General features: G+C 49.9%; 18 protein-coding genes and 1 tRNA gene. 4 read left to right on the top strand and 15 right to left on the bottom strand.

The annotated features are described in order from the left end of the window. Window positions 1-185: 185 nt before the first annotated feature. The 6 genes from eno to ABEW73_RS05235 all read right to left on the bottom strand — a co-directional run bounded on the left by eno (window position 186) and on the right by ABEW73_RS05235 (window position 7,422). Window positions 186-1,475 carry a phosphopyruvate hydratase gene (gene eno, locus ABEW73_RS05260; protein WP_076326196.1) on the bottom strand — a complete coding sequence of 430 codons (1,290 nt, stop codon included), beginning with the start codon at window positions 1,473-1,475 and terminating at the stop codon, window positions 186-188. Between the two features lie 49 nt (window positions 1,476-1,524). Next, window positions 1,525-3,069, bottom strand: coding sequence for a 2,3-bisphosphoglycerate-independent phosphoglycerate mutase (gene gpmI / locus ABEW73_RS05255; RefSeq protein WP_127595111.1), 1,545 nt, complete (start codon window positions 3,067-3,069; stop codon window positions 1,525-1,527). Further along, window positions 3,070-3,822 (bottom strand): triose-phosphate isomerase, encoded by a 753-nt coding sequence (gene tpiA, locus ABEW73_RS05250; RefSeq protein ID WP_430169466.1) that lies wholly within the window; start codon window positions 3,820-3,822, stop codon window positions 3,070-3,072. Window positions 3,823-3,898: 76 nt separating this feature from the next. Further along, window positions 3,899-5,080: a phosphoglycerate kinase gene (locus ABEW73_RS05245; protein ID WP_430169469.1), complete on the bottom strand. Its 1,182-nt coding sequence runs from the start codon at window positions 5,078-5,080 to the stop codon at window positions 3,899-3,901. A 194-nt stretch (window positions 5,081-5,274) separates the two neighbouring features. Further along, window positions 5,275-6,279: a type I glyceraldehyde-3-phosphate dehydrogenase gene (gene gap, locus ABEW73_RS05240; protein WP_098741346.1), complete on the bottom strand. Its 1,005-nt coding sequence runs from the start codon at window positions 6,277-6,279 to the stop codon at window positions 5,275-5,277. Window positions 6,280-6,378: 99 nt separating this feature from the next. Next, on the bottom strand, window positions 6,379-7,422 hold the full coding sequence (locus ABEW73_RS05235) for a sugar-binding transcriptional regulator (RefSeq protein ID WP_076326191.1): 1,044 nt from the start codon (window positions 7,420-7,422) through the stop codon (window positions 6,379-6,381). Window positions 7,423-7,794: 372 nt separating this feature from the next. Here ABEW73_RS05235 and ABEW73_RS05230 point away from each other — a divergent pair. After that, window positions 7,795-7,869 (top strand) — tRNA-Arg (locus ABEW73_RS05230). A gap of 161 nt (window positions 7,870-8,030) precedes the next feature. Continuing rightward, window positions 8,031-8,627 (top strand): ATP-dependent Clp endopeptidase proteolytic subunit ClpP, encoded by a 597-nt coding sequence (gene clpP, locus ABEW73_RS05225; protein WP_006207581.1) that lies wholly within the window; start codon window positions 8,031-8,033, stop codon window positions 8,625-8,627. A gap of 773 nt (window positions 8,628-9,400) precedes the next feature. Here the strand turns inward: clpP and ABEW73_RS05220 are convergent. The 6 genes from ABEW73_RS05220 to ABEW73_RS05195 all read right to left on the bottom strand — a co-directional run bounded on the left by ABEW73_RS05220 (window position 9,401) and on the right by ABEW73_RS05195 (window position 15,998). Next, the gene (locus tag ABEW73_RS05220) at window positions 9,401-10,474 is read right to left on the bottom strand and encodes a PdaC/SigV domain-containing protein (protein WP_430169473.1); all 1,074 of its coding nucleotides are present in this window, start codon (window positions 10,472-10,474) and stop codon (window positions 9,401-9,403) included. 623 nt (window positions 10,475-11,097) lie between these two features. After that, window positions 11,098-12,150 (bottom strand): ABC transporter substrate-binding protein, encoded by a 1,053-nt coding sequence (locus tag ABEW73_RS05215; RefSeq protein ID WP_430169476.1) that lies wholly within the window; start codon window positions 12,148-12,150, stop codon window positions 11,098-11,100. A gap of 60 nt (window positions 12,151-12,210) precedes the next feature. Next, window positions 12,211-13,017 carry an ABC transporter permease gene (locus tag ABEW73_RS05210; protein ID WP_353049474.1) on the bottom strand — a complete coding sequence of 269 codons (807 nt, stop codon included), beginning with the start codon at window positions 13,015-13,017 and terminating at the stop codon, window positions 12,211-12,213. Continuing rightward, a complete protein-coding gene (locus ABEW73_RS05205; RefSeq protein ID WP_430169480.1) occupies window positions 13,018-13,866 on the bottom strand; it encodes an ABC transporter permease in 849 nt (282 codons plus the stop codon). Further along, entirely contained in the window at window positions 13,863-14,834 is a 972-nt protein-coding gene (locus ABEW73_RS05200; protein ID WP_430169483.1) for an ABC transporter ATP-binding protein, read from the bottom strand. The genes ABEW73_RS05205 and ABEW73_RS05200 overlap by 4 nt, the downstream gene beginning before the upstream one ends. A gap of 402 nt (window positions 14,835-15,236) precedes the next feature. Continuing rightward, a complete protein-coding gene (locus ABEW73_RS05195; RefSeq protein ID WP_430169486.1) occupies window positions 15,237-15,998 on the bottom strand; it encodes an SIMPL domain-containing protein in 762 nt (253 codons plus the stop codon). 322 nt (window positions 15,999-16,320) lie between these two features. On the opposite strand from ABEW73_RS05195, the gene ABEW73_RS05190 reads away from it, so the two are divergent. Together ABEW73_RS05190 and ABEW73_RS05185 are read left to right on the top strand one after the other, a co-directional pair. Further along, entirely contained in the window at window positions 16,321-17,709 is a 1,389-nt protein-coding gene (locus ABEW73_RS05190; protein WP_430169629.1) for an amino acid ABC transporter substrate-binding protein/permease, read from the top strand. After that, window positions 17,702-18,430, top strand: coding sequence for an amino acid ABC transporter ATP-binding protein (locus ABEW73_RS05185; RefSeq protein ID WP_076326183.1), 729 nt, complete (start codon window positions 17,702-17,704; stop codon window positions 18,428-18,430). The genes ABEW73_RS05190 and ABEW73_RS05185 overlap by 8 nt, the downstream gene beginning before the upstream one ends. 966 nt (window positions 18,431-19,396) lie before the next feature. On the opposite strand, the gene ABEW73_RS05180 is transcribed toward ABEW73_RS05185, so the two are convergent. Genes ABEW73_RS05180 through ABEW73_RS05170 form a run of 3 tightly spaced genes read right to left on the bottom strand, consistent with a single transcriptional unit; the run spans window position 19,397 to window position 22,999 of the window. Continuing rightward, on the bottom strand, window positions 19,397-20,473 hold the full coding sequence (locus ABEW73_RS05180) for a HAMP domain-containing sensor histidine kinase (protein ID WP_430169489.1): 1,077 nt from the start codon (window positions 20,471-20,473) through the stop codon (window positions 19,397-19,399). Next, window positions 20,473-21,153 (bottom strand): response regulator transcription factor, encoded by a 681-nt coding sequence (locus tag ABEW73_RS05175; protein WP_430109921.1) that lies wholly within the window; start codon window positions 21,151-21,153, stop codon window positions 20,473-20,475. Before ABEW73_RS05175 ends, ABEW73_RS05180 begins: the two co-directional genes overlap by 1 nt. A 46-nt stretch (window positions 21,154-21,199) precedes the next feature. Beyond that, complete coding sequence (locus ABEW73_RS05170) at window positions 21,200-22,999, bottom strand: ABC transporter ATP-binding protein (protein WP_430169493.1); 1,800 nt, start codon at window positions 22,997-22,999, stop codon at window positions 21,200-21,202. Window positions 23,000-23,025: the final 26 nt, after the last annotated feature.

The following is a 23,025-nucleotide window of genomic DNA, read 5'->3' as shown; positions in this document are numbered from 1 at the left end:
GGAAGCTTCCTTAAACCTATTTCATTCCTGCTTCCCGATTTTAACAGCGACCGGAACCGATATACGCATCGTCCCACAGCACGATATTAGAGTGTGCAGCCACTCCCTCCCCCAAGCATCCCTCAAGTTAATGCAAAAAAGCCCAGCTCCCCCAAAAGCAGGAGCTGGGCTTTCTATTATTTCAATTATTTGCGCTTCAAGTTGTAGAACGACTTCAAGCCGTTGTATTGAGCAAGCTCGCCCAATTGATCTTCGATGCGAAGCAATTGGTTGTATTTTGCCACACGGTCTGTACGGGAAGGAGCACCCGTTTTGATCTGACCTGCGTTCGTAGCTACTGCGATATCAGCGATCGTGCTGTCCTCGGACTCACCGGAACGGTGGGAGATTACAGCCGTGTATCCTGCGCGTTTTGCCATTTCGATCGCATCGAATGTTTCAGTCAATGTACCGATTTGGTTTACTTTGATCAGGATGGAGTTACCGATGCCTTCGTTGATACCTTTTTCCAGACGCTCGGTGTTGGTAACGAACAGGTCGTCACCCACGAGTTGAATTTTGTTACCCAATTTCTCGGTGAGCAATTTCCAACCTTCCCAATCGTCCTCGGAGCATCCGTCTTCGATGGTTACGATTGGGTATTTGTCTACCCAAGAAGCGAGCAAGTCCACGAATTCTGCTGGTGTGAAGGATTTGCCTTCGCCTTCCAGAACATACTTGCCATCTTTGAAGAACTCGGTGGAAGCTACGTCCATACCCAGCAATACATCTTCGCCTGGCTTGTAGCCGGCTTTTTCGATTGCTTCGATGATGGAAGACAGTGCATCTTCGTTGGATGTGAAGTTAGGAGCGAAGCCGCCTTCGTCACCAACCGCCGTGTTCAGGCCTTTGCCTTTCAGAACGGATTTCAGGTTGTGGAAGATTTCAGCACCCATGCGAAGCGCTTCTTTGAAGCTAGGAGCGCCAACAGGCAATACCATGAACTCTTGAACGTCAACGTTGTTGTCCGCGTGAGCGCCACCGTTCACGATGTTCATCATAGGTACTGGAAGTTGTTTGGCGTTGAATCCGCCAAGGTAAACGTACAATGGAAGATCCAATGCATCAGCAGCAGCGCGAGCTACAGCCATGGATACGGCCAGAATTGCGTTCGCACCCAGTTTGCCTTTGTTTGGCGTACCGTCCAAAGCGATCATCAGCTTGTCGATGCCGAGCTGGTCCAGAGCGTCCATGCCGATCACTTCAGGAGCGATGATTTCGTTCACGTTCTCAACAGCTTTCAGAACGCCTTTGCCCAGGTAACGGGATTTGTCGTCGTCGCGAAGCTCAACGGCTTCGTGAATGCCAGTGGAAGCACCGGATGGAACGATCGCGCGACCGATCGCACCGGATTCCAGGTATACTTCAACCTCTACGGTTGGATTACCGCGGGAGTCAAGGACTTCGCGTGCATATACATCAGAAATAATAGTCATGTGTATAGTCTCCTTTGAAATGTTATGTTTATGTTCTATTATGAACCACTTATTTACGTGCTGCAATCATGGAGGTCCCCGTCATTTCGTCAGGCTTCGGCAGACCCATCAGGTCGAGAATGGTTGGCGCGATGTCGGCGAGAATACCGCCTTCACGCAGCGTTACATTCTCATCCGTTACGATGAACGGAACCGGGTTCGTGGTATGTGCGGTGAATGGACGTCCATTCTCGTCAAATACCATGTCCGCATTTCCGTGGTCAGCGGTGATCAGAACAACCCCGCCTTTTGCCAAAACAGCCTCAACGACCTTACCGACACACTCATCCGTAGTCTCAACGGCTTTAATGGTCGGCTCCAGCATGCCGGAATGGCCTACCATGTCCGGGTTCGCGAAGTTCAAGATAATCGCATCATGCTTATCCGCTTCGATTTCTCTCACGCAAGCATCCGCCACTTCATAAGCGCTCATCTCCGGCTTCAGATCATACGTCGCCACTTTCGGCGAGTTAATCAGTACACGTGTTTCGCCTGGAAGCTCAACATCGCGTCCACCGCTGAAGAAGAACGTGACATGCGGATACTTTTCGGTTTCCGCAATACGAAGCTGCTTCTTGTTGTGCTGAACCAGCACTTCACCCAGCGTGTTATCGAGATTCTTCGGTTTGTAGGCGACGAAGCCTTCCACCGTCTCGCTGAACAGCGTCAAGCAGACAAAATGCAGGTTTTGCGGGAACTTCGGTCCACGTTCAAAGCCACGGAAATCATTATTTGTAAACACTTGGGACAGCTGAATCGCACGGTCAGGACGGTAGTTCAGGAAGATGACAGAATCTCCGCTCTCCACCAGACTAACCGGCTCGCCTTCACCATTGACAATCACGGTCGGTTCTACGAATTCATCGTAAACCGATTTCTCGTAAGATTCAGTGATGGCTTTGAGTGGATCCGTATATTTAGGTCCTTCGCCATACACCATGGCACGGTAAGCTTTCTCGACACGATCCCAACGCTTGTCGCGGTCCATCGCATAATAACGACCGGAAAGCGTAGCGATTTGGCCAACGCCAACTTCTTCAATCTTCGCAATCAGATCCTTAACGAACTGCTTGCCGCTGTCCGGTGCCACGTCACGTCCATCCATGAAGCCATGGATGTAAACGTCATGGAAATCTTCCTTCTTGCAAAGATCCAGCATGGCGAACATATGCTCAATATGACTGTGAACGCCGCCGTCAGATACCAGCCCGTACAAATGCAGCTTCTTGTTGTTGTTCTTGGCAGCGCGAACGGCTTCCACCAACGTTTCGTTCTCGAAGAATTCTCCTTCACGAATCGACTTCGTGATACGAGTCAAATCTTGATACACAATCCGGCCTGCGCCGATGTTCAAGTGACCCACTTCGGAGTTCCCCATTTGACCTTCCGGCAAGCCTACGGCTTCACCGCAAGCAGTCAACGTAGTGTTCGGGTATTGCTTCAAATACCGGTCGTAGTTAGGCTTGTTCGCTTGTGCGACCGCATTGCCCACCTCGGTGTTGCGAAGCCCGAAACCGTCCATGATGATCAGAGCTACAGGTTTTGGAGCAGACATTTACTTCGCCCCCTCAACGAGTGCGATGTAGGAAGCCGGTTGTAGACTTGCACCACCAACGAGCGCGCCGTCGATGTCGCTTTGTCCCATATACTCCGCTACATTTTCAGGCTTCACGCTACCGCCGTATTGGATGCGAACTTGTTCTGCAACAGTTTCGCCATACAGGCCTTTAACGAGTTCACGAATATAGGCGATGACTTCGTTTGCATCCTCTGCCGTAGAAGATTTGCCTGTTCCGATCGCCCAGATTGGCTCATAAGCAATAACGACATGAATCGCTTGATCAGACGGAACACCTGCGAACGCAGCTTCCGTTTGTACTTTGCACACGTCTTTGGTTTGGCCGGCTTCGCGTTCTTCCAGCTTTTCGCCAACGCATACGATCGGAAGAAGACTATGACGGAATGCCGCATGTACCTTCTTGTTCACGATCTCATCGGTTTCGGCAAAATACTGACGGCGCTCGGAATGTCCAATTATGACATAGTCCACGCCCAGATCCTTCAGCATCAAACCGCTGATTTCACCAGTAAAGGCGCCATTATCCTCAAAATGAAGATTTTGTGCACCGATTTTGATGTTCGTGCCCTTGGCCGCTTCAACCAATGCAGGAAGATTGGTAAATGGCGCGCAAATCACGCTTTCCACGCCTTCTACTTCCGCTTTGCCTTTCACGTCTTCAATAAATGAAGCTGCTTCCGGAACGGTTTTGAACATTTTCCAGTTACCAGCTATGATAGGTGTTCTCACACGATTCACTCCTTTATTCCCCCGAAGAATCGGGGTCCAAACTTCATCCACTTGCTATCCAATATAGTGCCTCATTCTATTTATCGTTCAGTGCCACAACACCAGGAAGTGCTTTGCCTTCCATGAACTCAAGAGATGCACCGCCGCCTGTCGAGATGTGATTCATCTTGTCGGCAAGGCCGAATTTCTCCGCAGCTGCAGCCGAGTCGCCGCCGCCAATAATCGTGTAAGCTTCCGTATCCGCACAGGCCTGTGCCACTTCACGAGTACCGCCAGAGAACGGAGCGATTTCGAATACGCCCATAGGACCGTTCCACACGACAAGTTTGGAGTTCTTGATCACTTCTGCATACTTGGCGCGAGTCTTAGGACCGATATCTACGCCTTCCCAATCGGCTGGAATGCCGTCGATATCAACGATCTTAGTATTCGCGTCTGCACTGAATTCGTCCGTAACGACGATATCTTCCGGCAGGTAGAAGTTTTTGCCCAGCTCTTTAGCTTTCTCGATGAAACCAAGTGCAACATCAAGCTTATCTTTATCGAGCAGAGATTGACCGATTTCATGGCCTTGAGCTTTGAAGAACGTGTAAGCAAGTCCACCGCCGATGATGACATTGTCAGCAAGCGTAAGCAGGTTGTCGATCACATCGATTTTGTCCTTAACCTTCGATCCACCGATGATGGCGGTAAAAGGACGGTCCGGATTCGAAAGGGCTTTACCGAGAACGGACAGCTCTTTCTCCATCAACAATCCTGATACTGCCGGAAGATGATGAGCGATACCTTCTGTCGAAGCGTGCGCACGGTGAGCAGCACCAAACGCGTCATTCACGAACAGATCAGCAAGCTCAGCGAATTGCTTCGCAAGTTCCGGATCATTCTTCTCTTCACCAGGGTAAAAACGAACATTTTCAAGCACGAGCACATCGCCGTTTTGCAGCTTCTCTACCTGCGCTTTAACCGCTTCTCCTACCGCTTCATCCGCCTTGGCTACCGGTTTACCGAGCAGCTCGGACAGACGCTGACTTGCCGGAGTCAGGCGCAAAGATTCAACGACCTCTCCTTTTGGACGGCCCATGTGGCTGGCCAGGATGACTTTCGCTCCTTGCTCTACCAGATATTTAATGGTCGGCAAAGTCTCGCGAATACGAGTGTCGTCTGTAATTTTACCATCTTCGAGCGGTACATTGAAATCGACGCGGACAAACACCCGTTTGCCACTTACTTCTACATCACGTACACTTTTCTTGTTCATCTCCACGTTCCTCCTAAGAAAACTATTCTCCTCACCGACAGCATGCAGTTGCTCTCGTTTCTCTCTCTATCGCTAACCAGCGCCCGGATCTTGTCTATTCTTCCCAGTGCTCTGGCATGAAAACAAGGAAAAACCATGAACCAAAGAGGAGACCCGTGAAACGGAACTCCTCTTCGATTGTATGGCTAGATCAATTACAGACCTTTGCTTGCGATGTAAGCAGCGAGGTCAACGACACGGTTGGAGTAGCCCCACTCGTTGTCATACCAAGAAACAACTTTCACCATATTGTCGCCAACTACCATAGTGGAGAGCGAATCGATAGTGGAAGAAGCTGGGTCGCCATTGTAGTCGCTGGATACAAGCGGCTCTTCGGAGTAGTTCAAGATGCCTTTGAGCGGGCCTTCAGCAGCTGCTTTCAGAGCTCCGTTTACATCTTCAAGTGTTACGTTTTTGGACAGCTCAACTACGAGGTCCGTTACAGAAACGTTCTTCGTAGGTACACGCATAGCCATACCGTTCAATTTGCCTTTCAATTGTGGCAGAACGAGGCTAACCGCTTTAGCAGCACCTGTTGTGGATGGAATGATGTTTTCAGCAGCTGCACGAGCACGACGCAGATCTTTGTGCGGAAGATCAAGCACTTGCTGGTCATTCGTGTAGGAGTGAACCGTAGTCATCATACCTTTAACGATACCGAACTTCTCGTCAAGAACTTTAGCAAAAGGAGCCAAGCAGTTGGTTGTACAAGAAGCGTTGGAGATTACAGTATGGTTAGCTGCATCGTATTTGTCTTCGTTAACGCCCATAACGATGGTGATATCTTCGTCAGTTGCTGGAGCGGAGATGATAACTTTCTTAGCGCCGCCTTTCAAGTGAGCGGATGCTTTGTCTTTCGCTGTGAAAATACCAGTGGATTCTACAACGATTTCAACGCCATACTCAGCCCAAGGCAATGCTTCTGGGTTACGCTCAGCGAATACTTTCACTTCACGGCCGTTTACAACGAGTGCGCCTTCTTTAGCTTCAACTGTTGCATTAAGTCTTCCGTGAGTTGTGTCATATTTCAAAAGGTGTGCCAGCGTTTTTACGTCCGTCAAATCGTTGATTGCCACGATTTCAACTTCGCTGTTGTTCAGCGCAGCGCGGAAAACGTTACGTCCAATACGTCCAAAACCGTTAATACCTACTTTAACCATGAGTAGTTCCCTCCATATTTGTAAAATTTATATATTCAAGATTGGCCGTTAAGCCAATCAAGACAACAATAATGAAAAATCAGTTGTACGCCCGTGGATTCAAATACCGGCGTCAATCTCCTTCTCGACTTCCAGTGCAGCTGCTTCATCGGTGACGAGAATATCCTCATGTCCGAATTTTAGCACCGCGTGAATCGCCTTGCCCTTGCCTTGCCCTCCAGCAATGCCGATGATCGTCTCTGTCTGCATAATATCCTCAAGCCGAAGCCCAAGGGTAAGCATTTTGTGGACAACTTCACCATCTTCACTGAAGTAGTAACCAAAGGATTCCGCAATCGCGCCATCTGCCTGTAAGTTCTGAATAGAGTTTTCATCCAACTTCCGCCTTCTTGCCATTTCCATGGCATCTCCGATGCCGTGAATAATGACACGGCAGCGCCTGATCACATCCACAATCTCCTGGATATGCTGATCCTGCACCAAAGACTGGTAGGCATCTTCGCTTAGCAGATCCGGTACATGAAGTAATCGGTACTCAGCCCCCACACGCTTTGCCATCTTGGAGGCAATGGTGTTCGCTTGAATCTCGACACTCTCCCCGAGACCGCCCCGGGCAGGCACAAACCAAGTGCTTGTCAGCGGTTCGCCACCAGGTAAAGAGGACATCTGCTCTGCTACTTCGGCGAGCGTGGAGCCGCCTGTTACGGCGATTGTATCTCCATCCTTTACAAAGCTTAGCAGCGTTCTTGCTCCGGCACGGCCAAGCTCGCGTTTGACTTCCGGAGATAACTCACTGTCACCGGGAATAATGACCACTTTACGAAGCCCGTAAGCCTGACGAATCTTCTCTTCCAGTTCAACCAGTCCGAATAACTCATTCATAACCGGTTCGAGTTCCTCCAGCAAGCATATCCCTGAGCTGCTGATCCGCATGCCAAGCGTTTCAATCTCGATTAGCCCTTGCGCTTTCAGAAGATCAGTCTCTGCTCTGAGGACACGCTCGGTCATCGAGAGTGATGAAGCCAGTGTTCTTCGGCCAACAATTCCGGACAGCTTGATCTGATGAAGGATGGAATACCTTCGTTTAAGAATGTCCATCAGATCCGGCAGAAGCTGCTCTTGTATTTCTAATAGGTTACGCATGCATTCCACTCCTGCAAACTTCGTCTCGGCTTCTCCTCTACCTGGTCGTAAAATGTCCCAGTCGAACTTTTTAAGTCCCACCCTTATTCTAACCAATAATCATGCCGGTTGCAAGTGTCCGAAAGTATATTTCTCTACCCCAAGCATTCTTATTCATTATGACCAACTACAGGCTTGTCTATATAATAGGAACAAAGTTTTGTCTGCTATTGTATTTTTGAAATAGATGCGGTATAATCAACTTCGTTGCTAATTTTTTTAGATATCTGAAAGTATAAACTTCGCGGAGCCAGCTTCCTGATATCGCAAGAAAAACTACCGCTAAACGCGGTCTGTCTTCTTTGAATGTACGTCGATAGACGTTTCTCTTATGCGCCCGTGGTCCAATGGATATGACGTAGGCCTCCGGAGCCTGAGATCGAGGTTCGATTCCTCGCGGGCGCGCCATTTTATCTTTATTCTCTATACTGATTACCCTAAAGTGCCCATGACGGCTCTTTTTTTTACCCAATAGTTTGACTATCTTTGACTTTTTGATTTAAATTGTTTATCATGTGGGTAATACGGTAACAGTATTTATATGAGGTACTTAAGAGGAGGTTTTCCACGTGAGTTTTATACCTATGGTCGTTGAACAAAGCAACCGCGGTGAGCGGGCGTACGACATCTATTCCAGATTGCTGAAAGACCGCATTATCTTCCTCGGCTCCGACGTAAATGACGTGGTCGCCAATTCCATCATTGCCCAAATGCTGTTCTTGTCGGCTGAGGATCCTGAGAAGGATATTCATCTTTACATCAACAGTCCTGGCGGTTCCATTACCGCAGGTATGGCGATATTCGATACGATGCAGTTCATTAAGCCGGACGTTTCGACGATCTGTGTCGGCATGGCTGCTTCGATGGGCGCATTCCTGCTCAACGCAGGCGCTAAAGGCAAACGTTACGGTCTGCCTAACAGCGAGATTATGATTCACCAGCCGCTCGGCGGCGCACAAGGTCAAGCTACGGATATTGAGATCCGTGCTCGCCGCATTCTCAAAATGCGCGACAAGCTGAACCGCATCCTGTCTGATCGCACTGGCCAACCGCTGGAGCGCATCGAGAAGGATACCGATCGTGACTACTTCATGACGGCTGACGAAGCCAAAGAATATGGCCTGATCGATCAAGTATTAGAGAATACACCGCCGCAAGGCTTATAAAAGAAATGAAGTAAAGGGCAGGCGCCGTTATCCGGGGCCTGCCCTTTCTTATTCTCTGAAGGGGAATTCATTGAAAATTTCGAGTACGGAAGTAGTGAGAGTATCCCCTCCGGTCGCTGTTGAAATCGGGAAACTTGAATGAATGGATATGGAGGTTTCCCGATTTCAAAGGCGAACGCGTTGCTCCTCCGGGGGTACTCTCACTTCGGTACAACTTTTTCAAAAAAGCCTTAGAGACAAAGAACAAAGCCACCCACCTCCTAAAAGGCCTGCCTTAACTTGAGGGAAGGGAAATAAAAGAAAACCCGTGCAGGTTTCTTGCAAGGGTAATTCGGTGCGTCGGCCTAATGTTCGCTACCCTCACTGATTCCATAAACAGGGTGGCATCCGGTAACCCATAGGGCAACTTATGGCCTTTTATCATACGGCTTGCTTGCCCCGGACCACTCATCGTGCCCACAGGGAGCAGCGCATGGTGTACAAGCGTGTACAAGCTGTACAAGTTATCATCGAGAGGACTATGTTAATCAGAATATGCCTAAAATAGCCATTCCTAAAGATCACATATTCGTAATCGGAGGCAAGCCTCTCGATAAACGCGAAAATCCCCTGATCATAGGAAGCGGGAGTATGCGCTCCACTCCTTCGTGATCAAGGGATTTTCTTCCAATGGTTCCAGCACAGCGTTACATCAGGACAACATAATGTTTCTAGACAAGCTATAGTATGAAAATAAATGATTACAGTTTACACAAACCGCTTACCGTATATTCTTACTTCCACTCTTTCAGGTTCAGCTCAAATTCCGGGAATCCATAGGCATACGCGGTGTACTCATAAAGCTGGAAGTACAGCACCGCAGCATTATCCTTCACATAAAAATCAGCATCCGCAGGCACGCCCTCAAATCCGCCGAGGTAGCCCCCTTCTTTTTTCATCGTATTCAGCACAAGGTTGTTCAGCTTCTGTTTATTCTTGCCCTGCATGTTGATGAAATCGCCCAGCTTCATTTGCTTGCCATCCTTCAAGGAGAAGGTGAAGCTTTTACGGAAGGTCATCCCATGGGCGCCGCCGGTATAAGAATAATCGTACGTCGTAATGCTCAGGATATCGTTCTGGTTGTAATGAACCACAAAGTCACCACTGAATTCGTAGGGGAGATTGGATTCCGAAGGAGGGAATTCTTCAGCATTCCCTTCAGCACCTGTGATTACGCCGGAAGCATTTTCTTTCAGGACTTTGTTGATCTCGGCTTGCGCCTCCGCATTATCGAGTCCACTGATTACAGGATAGTTCACAACGGCATCCACGCCCAGAATCTTCTTCTTCAGCGTAGCCGATTTGATCGTAATGTCATTCTGTTTTTTCTGCGTCATGCTGAGTGTTTTCAGGGAAGGGTTCCATTGTCCCTGAACGCCCATGTATTCGCTAATATATTTGAATGGCAGATACAGACGTCCATTGATGATCTGTCCGCCAGGCTCGCCGGCGTACGAACCATTAATCAGAATACCGATTTCGCTTGAGGCATATACGACAGCGCTCAGCTTGTGATAGCCATTATCCAGCGTATACGTTCGTTCCTTCGAATCATATTTAAGAGGCATCCCGAGGCCGTCCCGCAAAGCGGTTGCCGGCACATAAGTTACCCCGTGCAGCACGAGACCTTTCTGTGACAGGGTCTTGCCATTCCATTTCAGTACGACTTCATTCTTTGACGATTTTTGGCTGGCGGAAACGGGTGCCTTAGCGGCGCTTGCATCGATGACCTGTCCGCTCAAACCCAGACTGCCAAGCAGGACGCTAGTTGCAATTAATGATGCGCATACACGTAATTTAGGATTCATATCAGAATTCCACCTTTGTTAAATTAAGTTTCCGTTAGTTGTTATTCTATTACCCTTAATCATTATAAGGAAAGCTTTCAATGTATTGGTAACAACGCCAATGACAATTTTGATTCCATGCCATAGGTCCTATACGTTCGTTCAATCATTCTGTATGAACGCTGTCACGCTTAGAAACACACCGAACTAAGAGAGCGCATGCGCCTACAAACCATAACATGTCACTGCCTTCAATCACTAAGTTAAAAGAAATAAGCCAATACCGACAAGCGCATGGTGAATACTCAGCAGCAGTAAGCGCAGCGCGCCTTTTCCTCCAAAAAGTCCAGAAGCAAAATCGCCATAACTCCTGCAACAATTCCTGCAATAATCAGCAAGCCCATCACATCGCTCAAACCTCTTTACCTTTCTTGATTAAACGCATAGAAACCTGTTCTAAAGTCGTTTGCGTCCTCCCTTATATATAACAACGAAACAGACCCCGAAGTTGTGGTTCGATTCGCATAAATCGGACATTTTTTCCCATTCCGGGTCTTATGACCTATTCTTTGCAAACAAAAAAGAGCCTGCCCCTCATGGGACAGGCTCTTTTTATTACAAAAATATGAAAAAGCAAACTTATATTAACGACCGCTCTTTAGCTCGGACCACTGACGGTCGTAAATGGAGAGCGATTCACCGACATTATCGAGCCATTCGGTACGGCCCAGCTCTTCATCTGTCAGGTTGATCATCGTATTGGCGCGGTATTTCTCGCTATGGAATTCCATCGCTTTGGTGTTCGGATTGCTGTATCCAATAAATTCATAGTTTTTGGCGCTGACTTCAGGCTCCATCATGAAGTTGATAAATTTTTCAGCCAGCTCTTTATTCTTGGCTCCCTTAGGAATCGCGTAGTTATCGGAGAAGATGGTTGCTCCTTCTTCAGGAACCACATACGCCACATCCGGATTCTCCGCCGCGATGAACGCCGCGTCTCCGGACCAAACTGTAGCAATCCAGCCTTCCTCTTGAATCATCTTCTGCTTGATGTTATCCGTATCAAACGCAAGCACATTCGGCAGCAGAGTCTTCAGGTCATCCGTAGCTGCGGTGATTTCCGCTTCATCCGTGCTGCTGTTGGATTTCCCTTGCTTTTTCAGTGCCATGCCGATCATTTCGCGGTTGTCGTCCAGAAGCAGGACTTTGCCCTTGTATTCCGGGTTCCAGAGGTCTTCCCAGCTGTTGATTTCGTCTTTCACATACTTCTTGTTATATGCAATTCCCGTTACACCGGACGTGTAAACGATCGAATATTTATTGCCCGGGTCATAAGAAGGGTCTTTGAAAGTATCCGTAAGATTGACGAAGTTCGGGATATTATTCATATCAAGCGGCTCAAGCAGCTCCGATTCAATCATTGTTTTCACCATATAATCGGACGGCTGAATGAGGTCATATCCACTGCCGCCAGCCTTGATTTTAGCTAGCAGGTCTTCATTGTTTGCATAATTGTCGTAGGTTACCTTCACGTCGAACTTCGCTTCGAAGTCCTTCAGCACCTCGGGATCAAAATTATCCGCCCAGCTGTAAATGTGGAGCGTCTCCTTATCCGATCCGCAACCGGCCAAGAGTCCTACAGACAATACCGCAACCATGCCTGCCGTCAGCAGGCGGGTCCATCTAAATTTTTTCAATTCAATATCTCCTCTCTTTCCACTTGCATGTTTTATTTCAAAAAAAGCGTTCATCTAAGCTTAGATCGGTAATGTTTTATGTTTCTTTTGCCCATTGCCGCGGTTAAGAATATATTGGGCTAACAGAATCAGCGTGATGCTGACTAGAATGAGCAGCGTACACAGCGCGTTAATCTCTGGCGAGATACCGCGCTTCACCTGAGCGTAAATATAGATCGGCAGCGTAGTTGAGCTTGGGCCGGCGACAAAAAAGCTGACCATAAAATCGTCCAATGACAGCGTAAAAGCAATCAAAGCGCCGGAGATAATGCCCGGGGCAATCTGCGGCAATGTAACATGCCGAAACGTCTGCCAAGGCGTAGCGCCCAAATCCTGGGCGGCCTCATCCAGCTGTTTGCCCATGCCCGACAGTCTGGCCGTCACCACAACATAGACATACGACAGGCTGAATGTAATATGGGCGATGATCACCGTCATCTTGCCAAGCGGCATATTCAATTGACTGAACAATACCAGCAGCGACAGCCCCATAATAATATCCGGGATAATAACCGGCAGATACAGCAGCCCATTCATGCCGCTGCGGCCTCTGCGCCCCATACTCCGAAGCGAGAGCGCCGCCGCGGTTCCAAGCAGGGTGGAAACGATCGTCGATATGACCGCCACCGTCAAACTGTTCATCAGCGCTTCCATCACGTGCCGGTTCTCGAATAGCGACACATACCAATCCAACGTAAATCCTTCCCAGTTTCCGCTAAGCCGCGTGTTGTTAAAGGAATAGATGATGATCATGATGATCGGTACATAGATGAAAGCCATCATAAGGAAAGAGTGAATCCCGAGCAGCGGGTGATTCTTCTTCTTCACTTATCTCCCCTCCCCTACGCGTTGATGGCGGGCTTGCATCGCCCGGTTAAAGAGCAGGATCAGCACCAGGGACGTGATCACAAAGATCACCGACAACGCCGCTCCAAAGGGCCAGTTGCGCGCACCGAGGAACTGCTGCTGAATGATATTACTGATCATGGAGGACTTCGCGCCTCCCAAAATATCCGTAACTACAAACATCCCGGAAGTCGAGACATAGACCAGAACCGCTCCCGTCATGATACCGGATTTGCTCTGCGGCAAGGTAATGTGGCGGAATGCCTTCCACCTAGAAGCGCCCAGATCGCTGGCCGCATCTAACAGACGCTTATCCATCTGCTCCAGGGCCACGTAAATCGGCAGCACCATGAAGGGAATGAAATTATAGACCATGCCGAGAAGTACGGCGCCATACGTATACAACATTTGAATCGGCTCGTCGATCCATCCCATCCACAGCAGCAGGCTGTTGACCACGCCTTGCGTTCGTAGCAGCAGAACCCAGGCATAAGTGCGGATCAGAAAGTTAATCCAGAACGGGACGGTGATCAGAATTAATCCCCAGGTTTGGATACGCGGGGAAGCGTTGGCTATATAATAGGCCAAAGGATAGCTGACTAACAAGCAAATCACCGTAGTCAGCAGCGACAATACCAGGGTATCCCAGTAAATTCCTAAATATAATGGATCAAAAAAGGTTTTATAGCCTTCGAGACTAAAGGTAAAAACGATATTCCCCAGCGAATCCCGCGAGAGCAGGGAGATGCCGACCACAATCAGCATCGGAACGATCAAGAACAGGGATAACCACAGCAGCACCGGAGTCAACAGGAACCTTGATTTCCTCATGGCCCGATGATCACCTCATCCTTGGTGTTCCAGTTCACCCCGACCCGTTCACCAACCTCCCAAGGATGATCATCCGAGATATCCAGGGCAATCGTGACTTTCATCGGTTCATCATCCAATTGGACCAGCAGCTTATGGACACTGCCGAGGTACTGTACATCCTCAATCACGCCGTTCTTCCTGCCACCCGACTCCCGCTGCGGAATGAGTTTCTCCGGCCGCACTGCAAAAAGACCTTCGGGCGAGGAAAAGACGTTGTTCTCCCCTACAAACGTGGCGGCAAACAGCGTTTGCGGTTTCGCATAGATCTCGCGCGGCGTACCGATTTGCTCCACCCGTCCGTGATTCATGATGACGATCCGGTCGGAGAGCATCATGGCTTCCTCTTGGTCGTGCGTTACATAGACAAACGTAATCCCGAGCGTCCGCTGCAAATGCTTGAGCTCGGACTGCAGATTTTTGCGGAGCTGCAGATCCAATGCACCCAGCGGTTCATCCAGCAGCAGCACCTTCGGCTTGTTGGCGATGGCGCGGGCGATGGCCACGCGTTGCTGCTGTCCGCCGGACAGTTGGTGCGGAAAGCGTTCCCGCAGGGCGGTTAGCTGTGTCATGGCAACAGCCTCGTCCACCCGCTCTTTGATGAGCTGACGCGGCATTTTTTTCATTTTCAACCCAAAAGCAATATTATCTTCTACGGTCATATGCGGAAACAGAGCATAGTGTTGGAATACCAGATTCAAGTCCCGCTTGTTCGCAGGCATTTCCGTCACATTCTGACCCGCCAGCCAGACCTGTCCTTCGGTCGGTTGTTCGAATCCTGCTATCATTCGGAGAATCGTCGTTTTGCCGCAGCCGCTGGGGCCCAGCAAAGTCAGGAATTCCCCCTCTTTAATGGAGAGCGACAGCGGATGCACGACCGCTTGTCCCTGAAAATGCTTCTCGATCTGGACAAGTTCAATCACATGCATCAACCCCTTCTTCAAAATGTGACCTATTCCATGTGTACATTCCTGCTAGCCAGTATGCACAAAACGTTCCCCACTAAGAAGAAACGGTCATACTGCCCATCGTGCTCAGGTTGGCAGAATCCGTTTCTTAAGGGTGGAAGCGTCTAGAAGTCTCTACTAAGAAAAAAAAGCCATATCCACGGGTATGGCTGTAACGTTTAAGATAAAGTTCAGTTTTTCGCATATTCACTATACCTCGTTTTCCCCCTATACACAACACTTTTCTGTGTATTACGACAGGGGAAGGGACGGATATGGGCCCTGATTATGGTATTTCATTTTTCGAAAAAGGATACACAAAAAACCGTCCACCCGGTAAGACCTGGATGAACGGTTTTCCGTATTCTTAGTCGAAATCAGCTGCTATTTCAGCTCATATTGCACGTACAGCTGCGTCGAGATTTTGATCTCGCCTGGCTTCACAGAGGTGTTGGCGCCCGCGTCCGCTGCAACGGATTGTGCTTCCATCGCCATTTTTTCGAGACCGTAGATGTTATCTATACCCACAGAACCTTCCACAATGTTAAGCACGATACCCAGCTGGCGCTTGGAGGCTTTTGCCATTGCTTGGGCTTTCAGGTCCGCATTCGCCATGGCTTTATCTATCACTTGGGCTTCAAAAGCCTCACGGTTCTCAACCGAGAAACGCGCGTTGCCAATGGAATTGGCGCCGGCATCGGACGCTGCATCGAGCAGATCGCCGACTTTGCTTAAGTCGCGAAGAGTGACTTCCAGAGAATGATAAGCACTGTAATTCTTCACTTTACGTCCATTATCATCCGAGTACGTATAGTTAGGCTGTACATAGAATTGTTCGGTTTTGATATCCTTGTCATCGATCTTCCATGTTTCTTTCAGCATCTTCGTAATCTTATCCATTTTCTGCGCATTGCTCTTCTGTGCGGATTTTGCGGTTTCCGCATATGATTCAACCCCGATGGAAAGATATACGATATCTGGCTTCACCGAGATCTCGCCTTTACCGAGTACGGTAAGAAGGTTTTGCTGTGCTGCCTCCGCTGCATGCACCTCGGTTGCCCCGCTCAATCCTACTACAGCCGTACTGCCAGTCAACAGTGCACCTGCAATCATGATGGAACCTACTTGTTTGACCCATCTTTTCATTATTGTCAGCCTCCTTTATATTGGCATCGCTGCCATGCTTGCCTTACCCTTCTAACGTGAGGGTATTGGTAAATGTTGCATCCGGAACGGAGCGTTTTGAGATTTTTCTTTAACTTTGTTGATACGCCCCTATTAATTGGGATAACTAGGCATGATTGGTGGATTAACAAAATAAGATACCCAATGAAGATGACGGCAACTGTTTAATAAGGAAGCCTTCATGGGTAACTAACTACATCGGTGTTAAAAAGAGGAGGTCACTATGAAATCATTCCGGATGTTATACGCGTTCATGTCACTGCTGCTACTCATGGCAGCGGGCATGCCATACGGGGCGGCAAGCGCCGCGGCAGAGCCAGCCTCCGGTAAAACCTATCAGATCGGAACCGACATTACGTTTGCCCCGTTTGAATTCCAGGATGCAAGCGGCAAATTTGTCGGTATCGACATGGATCTGCTGGATGCGATCGCGAAAGATCAAAACTTCAAATATGAAGTCAAGCCGCTCGGCTTCAATGCCGCGGTTCAGGCGCTGGAAGCCAATCAGGTGGACGGCGTCATTGCCGGCATGAGCATCACGGATGAGCGGAAGCAGAAATTCGACTTTTCCGAACCATATTTTAACTCGGGTGTGGTCATGGCCATTCGCCAGGATCAGGAGTCCATCAAAGGGTATGAGGATTTAAAAGGAAAAAAAGTGGCCGTCAAAACGGGTACGGAGGGCTACAGCTTCGCGGAATCCATTTCCTCCAAATACGGATTCACCATCGTGCCTTTTGACGATTCGGCCCAGATGTATGACGATGTCAGGACCGGCAATTCCGTTGCCTGCTTTGACGACTTCCCCGTGCTGGCTTATGGAGTCGAACAGAACAATGGACTGAAGATCGTTACGGATATGGTGCCTGGCGCCTCCTACGGATTTGCCGTTAGTAAAGGACAGAACCAAGAGCTTCTGGAGAAATTCAATGCCGGCTTGATCAACCTGAAGGCAAGCGGAGAGTATGAACGTATTAAGGCAAAATACATTGGCGAAAATGCCGTAGGCGCGGCGAGTCAAAGCCGCTGGGATCTGATCGTGGAGTCGCTGCCTTCGCTGCTGAAGGGCCTTGGCAATACACTGCTGCTGACCATCGTATCGCTGTTCTTCGCGTTTTTCTTAGGGTTGATATTCGGCTTTATGAAGGTCGGACGCAATAAATGGCTCCGAGGCATCGCAACCGTATTCGTGGACATTTTCCGCGGCATACCGCTGCTAGTCCTTGCCTTCTTCATCTACTTTGGTATTCCGCAGGCACTCGGCTTCACGATGTCGCCGATCGTGGCAGCGGTCCTGACACTTAGCCTGAATGCCGGTGCTTATGTAACGGAAATTATCCGGGGCGGAATCCAATCCATTGACCCTGGACAGCTGGAGGCTGCCCGCTCGCTCGGTCTGCCATATCGCAAAGCCATGATGAAAATCATCATTCCCCAGGCGATCAAAGTCATGATTCCGACCTTTATTAACCAGCTCGTGATCACGCTCAAGGATACGTCGATCCTGTCGGTAATCGGTCTGGTCGAATTGACCCAATCCGGGAAAATCATCATTGCAAGAACGTTCGCTTCGTTTGATATCTGGCTTGTGGTCGCCATCATGTATCTGGTCGTGATCACGATTCTGACCAAAATTTCGGGCCGTCTGGAAGGGAAGGTGCGTCATGGATAAAATCCGCGTAGAAGGACTGAAGAAGAACTTTGGCACGAATGAGGTGCTGAAGGGCATTAACATGCAGGTCCAGGAAGGCGAAGTTGTCTGTGTCATCGGGCCTTCGGGCTCCGGCAAAAGCACCTTCCTGCGCTGCATCAATCGTCTGGAGGACATTACGGCAGGCAGGGTATTCGTGCATGACAAGGATATCAATGACCCTAAAACAGACATCAACAAGGCGCGCCAGAACATCGGCATGGTGTTCCAGCATTTTAATCTGTTCCCCCACTTCAACGTGCTGAAGAACATTACGTTTGCCCCGGTCGAGCTGGGCAAGCAGAACGCGTCTGAGGCGCGTGCCACGGGGCTAAAGCTGCTGGAGCAAGTAGGCCTCTCCGATAAGGCGGAGGCCTTCCCGAGCCAGCTGTCGGGCGGTCAGAAGCAGCGTGTGGCGATCGCCCGGGCGCTGGCGATGAATCCGGACATCATGCTGTTTGACGAGCCGACATCGGCGCTGGACCCCGAGATGGTCGGCGAAGTGCTCGGCGTCATGAAGGATCTGGCGCGCGAAGGCATGACGATGATGATTGTCACGCACGAGATGGGTTTTGCCCGCGAGGTTGCGGACCGGGTGATCTTCATGGATGGCGGATACATCGTAGAGGAAGGCCCGCCAGAGGAAGTGTTCGGCCGACCGAAACATGAGCGGACGATTAGCTTTTTGGAAAAGGTGCTGTAATCACGCAGCTAACCTATCTTTAACAAACCGCTGCCGTGTAGCTACATGTACCTTGGGGCTGCTCCCTGTGTGTACCGCTCTCTGTATGTTCTGCTCTCTGTGCGTTCTGCTCCCTAGCGTTCTGCTCCCTAGCGTTCTGCTCCCTGTGCGTTCTGCTCCCTAGCGTTCTGCTCCCTGTGCTCACTGCTCCCTGTGCGCACGGTGTGTGGTCTGGGGCAGGCTTGGAGGGCTGTCGACTAGATTCATGCAGTAACCAGCGACCCTTCCAGCTAGCCCGTTAGGGTGAGACTAACCGGTTATCATACGGCTAATAATGGCATGTGCATTAAAATTAGAGTCGACTGCGGTGGTCGTGCGATGGCTGCACGCTGCTTTAGTGGAGCTAACGGACCGAGAGTACCTTATTTGAGGGAAAATGGCGGTTTTCCGGAAACTTCCGGACCAAGGATCCGTTATTCCTTCCAAAAGGCGGCATTTACCTAAACAAATCCTAAAATAACGGATCTGGAGTCCGTTATTTTAGAATACGGCGCTTAATTCGGCAAATAAGGTCCTTGGTGTCCGCTAAATTCGACCGTTTTAGCTAATTCACCTGCTTTAACCCAACTCGGTGAGTTTGTCCATATCGCATCACGCACAGCTCAAACAGGAGTAGGGGCGATCATAGCCCTTACTCCTGTTCTATGGACATATTCGGTTCAAGTTGTTCCAGATATGGCGGGCAAGCAGCCATCTCCTCACACCTTTAGTATCTTCTTGAGAACATCCCCAAAACAGTCCTAATCCTCTATACCTTCCCGCCTTCCTGGAGGAGAGTCACACGATCAGCGTCCTTTTTATGTCAGCTCCCCACGTACTTCATTAAACCCAACTATTCTTCATATCCAAGCCCATCTAAACTTCATATCCAACTTCATGTCACAGCTTCACGTACAATTTTAATGTCAAACCTTCACTGCACAATCATTACTTCGTATCCAGAGATCGCTTATAAGGTACCATCACCGTAAATTTCGATCCCTTCCCAAGCTCGGATTGGACCGTTATCTTCCCTTGATGAATATCGACGATCCGCTTCACGATGGATAATCCCAGCCCGCTGCCGCCCGCGGCGCGATTGCGCGATTTGTCCGCTTTGTAAAAGCGTTCGAATATATGCAGCTGATCCGACTCCGACATCCCGACTCCCGTATCCGTCATCGTAACCTCGGCCCCGTCTTCTCCTGCTTTCAGCACGATCGTGATCATGCCGTCTTCGGGCGTGAATTTGATGCTGTTGTGCAGCAAATTGTTCCATACTTGACTCAGGAGATCCTCCGTTGCCTCAATCTCTACCTCAGCGAGGTCCAGATCCACCTGAATCCGCTTCGCCAGCCATTGCGGTTCATTCGCCAAGACGATCGCACGCAGCTGCCCGTCGAGCCGGTAGCGGGCCCTTTCGAATGCCGGCTGCTCTCCTTCCAGGGATGACAGCTTCAACAGATTGTCACTCAACTGCGACAAGCGGCGGCTCTCTCCTTCGATGATCTCCAGATAACGGGCTCTCTTCTCCTCCGTAAGGCGGGGACTTCGGAGCGCCCTTGCAAACCCCCGAATCGAAGTAAGTGGGGATTGGATTTCATGGGACACATTAGAGATGAAATCCTGACGCATGGTCTCCATCCGCCCCAATTCGCCAGCCATGTCGTTAATGCTGCTCGCGATCATCTTGAACTCCCCGCGCCATTCATTTTCGTTCATCTTTACATTGAAGTCCCCCTGCGATATCCGTCGCATGGCATCCGTAATGGAATTCAGCATGGCCATTTGCCGGTGCTTGAAGAACATGCCCACGACCAGCATGCACAGGAAGAAAATGATCACGCCGACAAACAAGTCGATCAGTTGGATGGCATAATCCCACGGCGGGGTTCCCGTCCAGGTGTAAACAAACCGAGTCACATAAGTCGCCGCCGTCCATGACGCTCCCAAGACCGCGAAAACCAAAATCGTCTGAAGCGTTTCTCGAACGATCTTCCACAAGATTTTGGGTGTTTTTTTCATCAGCCCTCACCTGCTTCCAGGCGATATCCCAGCCCGCGCACCGTCCGAATCCTGAACCGGTACTTCTCCTCCAGGAACCGCTCCCGCAGCCGATTCACGTGGACGTCCAGCGTCCGTTCGTTCCCTTCAAAGTCATAGCCCCATATCTCTTCGATCAACCGATCACGCGTCAACGTGCTCCCCGGGTAGCTGGCCAGCTTGAAGAGAAGCTCAAACTCCTTCAGCGGCAGGGTAAAAACCTCATCACCCGCCTTGACCTCATAGGTTCTGCGGTTCATCTGCAACTTGCCGACGGTCACCGTCTGCGATGCGGCTACCTGATACCGCTTCAGCAGCGCTTTGACGCGCACGACGAGCTCTGCGGGCTCGAAGGGCTTCACCAGATAATCGTCGGTGCCCAGCTCAAAGCCCTTCACGATCTGTCTCGTCTCCCCTTTGGCCGTCAGCATCAGCACGGGAATACCGGTGTTCCTCCGGATCTCCCGGCATAACTCCCATCCGTCCATATTCGGCATCATGATATCCATCACGACCAGATCGACGGATGTCTGATCCATGACGGACAAGGCCTCGACGCCATCCGAAGCTTCGAACACCTCTTCCATTCCCGCTTCCTCCAGGAACACCTTTATGAGTTCGCGGATGTTCGGGTCATCGTCCACTACCAATATTTTTGCCATGGTTGCCATCCCTTCTTCCCCAGCATCTTCAAGGCGCCCTTAGGCCTTAGGCCTCGATCGTTTCATTCATTTGCAGCTGCTGCACGGCAAATTCCCTATACATATCATGCTGCTCAATCAATTCATCATGCGTTCCCCGTCCGGTTACCGTTCCTTTTTCAAGGAAAATAATCTGATCAGCTCCCACCACCGTGGATAACCGGTGCGCGATAATCATCGTCGTCCGTCCAGCCATGAGGTTCTTGAGTGCCTTCTGCACTTCAATCTCGGAACGGCTGTCCAGACTGGAAGTGGCTTCGTCCAGCATCAGAATCTTGGGATCCCGCAGCAGGGCTCTGGCGATGGCAATCCGCTGCCGCTGTCCGCCCGAAAGCTTCACGCCCCGTTCGCCCACATCCGTATCAAAGCCATGAGGCAGCTCGTCGATAAATCCATCCGCATAGGCCATTTCTGCCGCTCTTCGGATCTCACCATCGCTAACCTCCCGGTCCATCCCATAACATAAGTTGTCACGAATGGTTCCCGCAATCATTGGACTATCCTGTGAAACATAGCCGATCAATCCGCGCCATGAGCGTAAAGAGAACGTATCGATCGCCGTCTTGCCCAATCGAATCTGCCCTTTTTGCGGAAGGTAAAAACGCTCCAGCATGGAGAACAGCGTCGTTTTGCCGCCGCCACTCGGTCCAACCACGGCCGTGACCGTGCCCGGCTCCATCTGAAAGCTGATATCATGCAGCACCAGCTCATCCGGCTTGTAACCAAACGAAAGATTCTCGATGGACATCACCTGATTCGCGTTCACCACATCAGTACCGGCCGAAATGGACTCTTCCTCTGCATCCAGCGTTTCCAATATTCGCTCCGTTGCTCCTTTAGCCTTCTGAAACTGGGTAAAAAACGTCGTTAACTGCGTCATCGGCATCACGATCTGAATCAGATACAGGATAAACGCAACCAGTTCCCCAGCGGTCAGCGCCCCTGTGGATACCTGAAGTCCGCCATACCCGATGACCACCACCAGCAGCATCATCAGCACGAAGGACATCAGCGGCGCGATCCAGGCGGATACCACACCTTCCTTGATCCCGAAATTCAGCAGATTAGTAATCCCTTTATGCCCATTCTCATACTCTCTGTCCTCAGCATTAGAAGCTTTAACCAAGCGAATCTCGGACAACACCTGACTGATATTCGCTGTAAACGTAGCTGTCTCATCTTGCATGCCAAGCGATATTTTATACATTTTCTTGCCGAGCGGCACAAGAATCAGCGCTGCAATCGGAATGACGATAAACATCGTCAGCGTCATCTTCCAGTTTAAATAGAGGAGTACCCCAATGGAACCGACAATAGAAATGATCCCGCTGAAGAATCCGGCCACATGGTCCGATATGAGACTTTTGATCACTCCTGTATCATTCGTCATTCGGCTAACCGATTCCCCTGAACGGTTATGATCGAAGTAGCGGATCGGCAGTACAAGCAGCTTTTTCCACAGCCGATCCCTAAGGGCAGCCACCATCTTCTGTCCCGTATAACTCAGCAGGAAAATCGAGACCCCCGAGGCAATCGTCTGCAACACAAACGCGATGCCAAGCCCGATGATATGGGAACGATTCATATCCGTTAAGGAGAAGCCATCCACCAGGCTCTTTGTAAACATCGGAATGACTAGTCCGATCAGGGTGGACACCACACTCAGCAGGATCGCTCCAATCAGCAGCAGCATCGGGGGTTTCGTTTCTTTCAACAGCCGGAAGAAGGCCTGCGAACCTGCTTTATTGCTGCCGGCCGACTTTTCCTGCGTTATTTCTTGTATAGAAGTATGATCCGTTTCTCTCATCGGTTTCTCTTCCCTTCCATCCCTAT

Source organism: Paenibacillus lautus (assembly GCF_050482385.1).
GTDB lineage: Bacteria > Bacillota > Bacilli > Paenibacillales > Paenibacillaceae > Paenibacillus_AQ > Paenibacillus_AQ lautus_B.
Note: the sequence above shows the minus strand (reverse complement) of the source record. Positions and strands in the feature narration are given on the sequence as shown.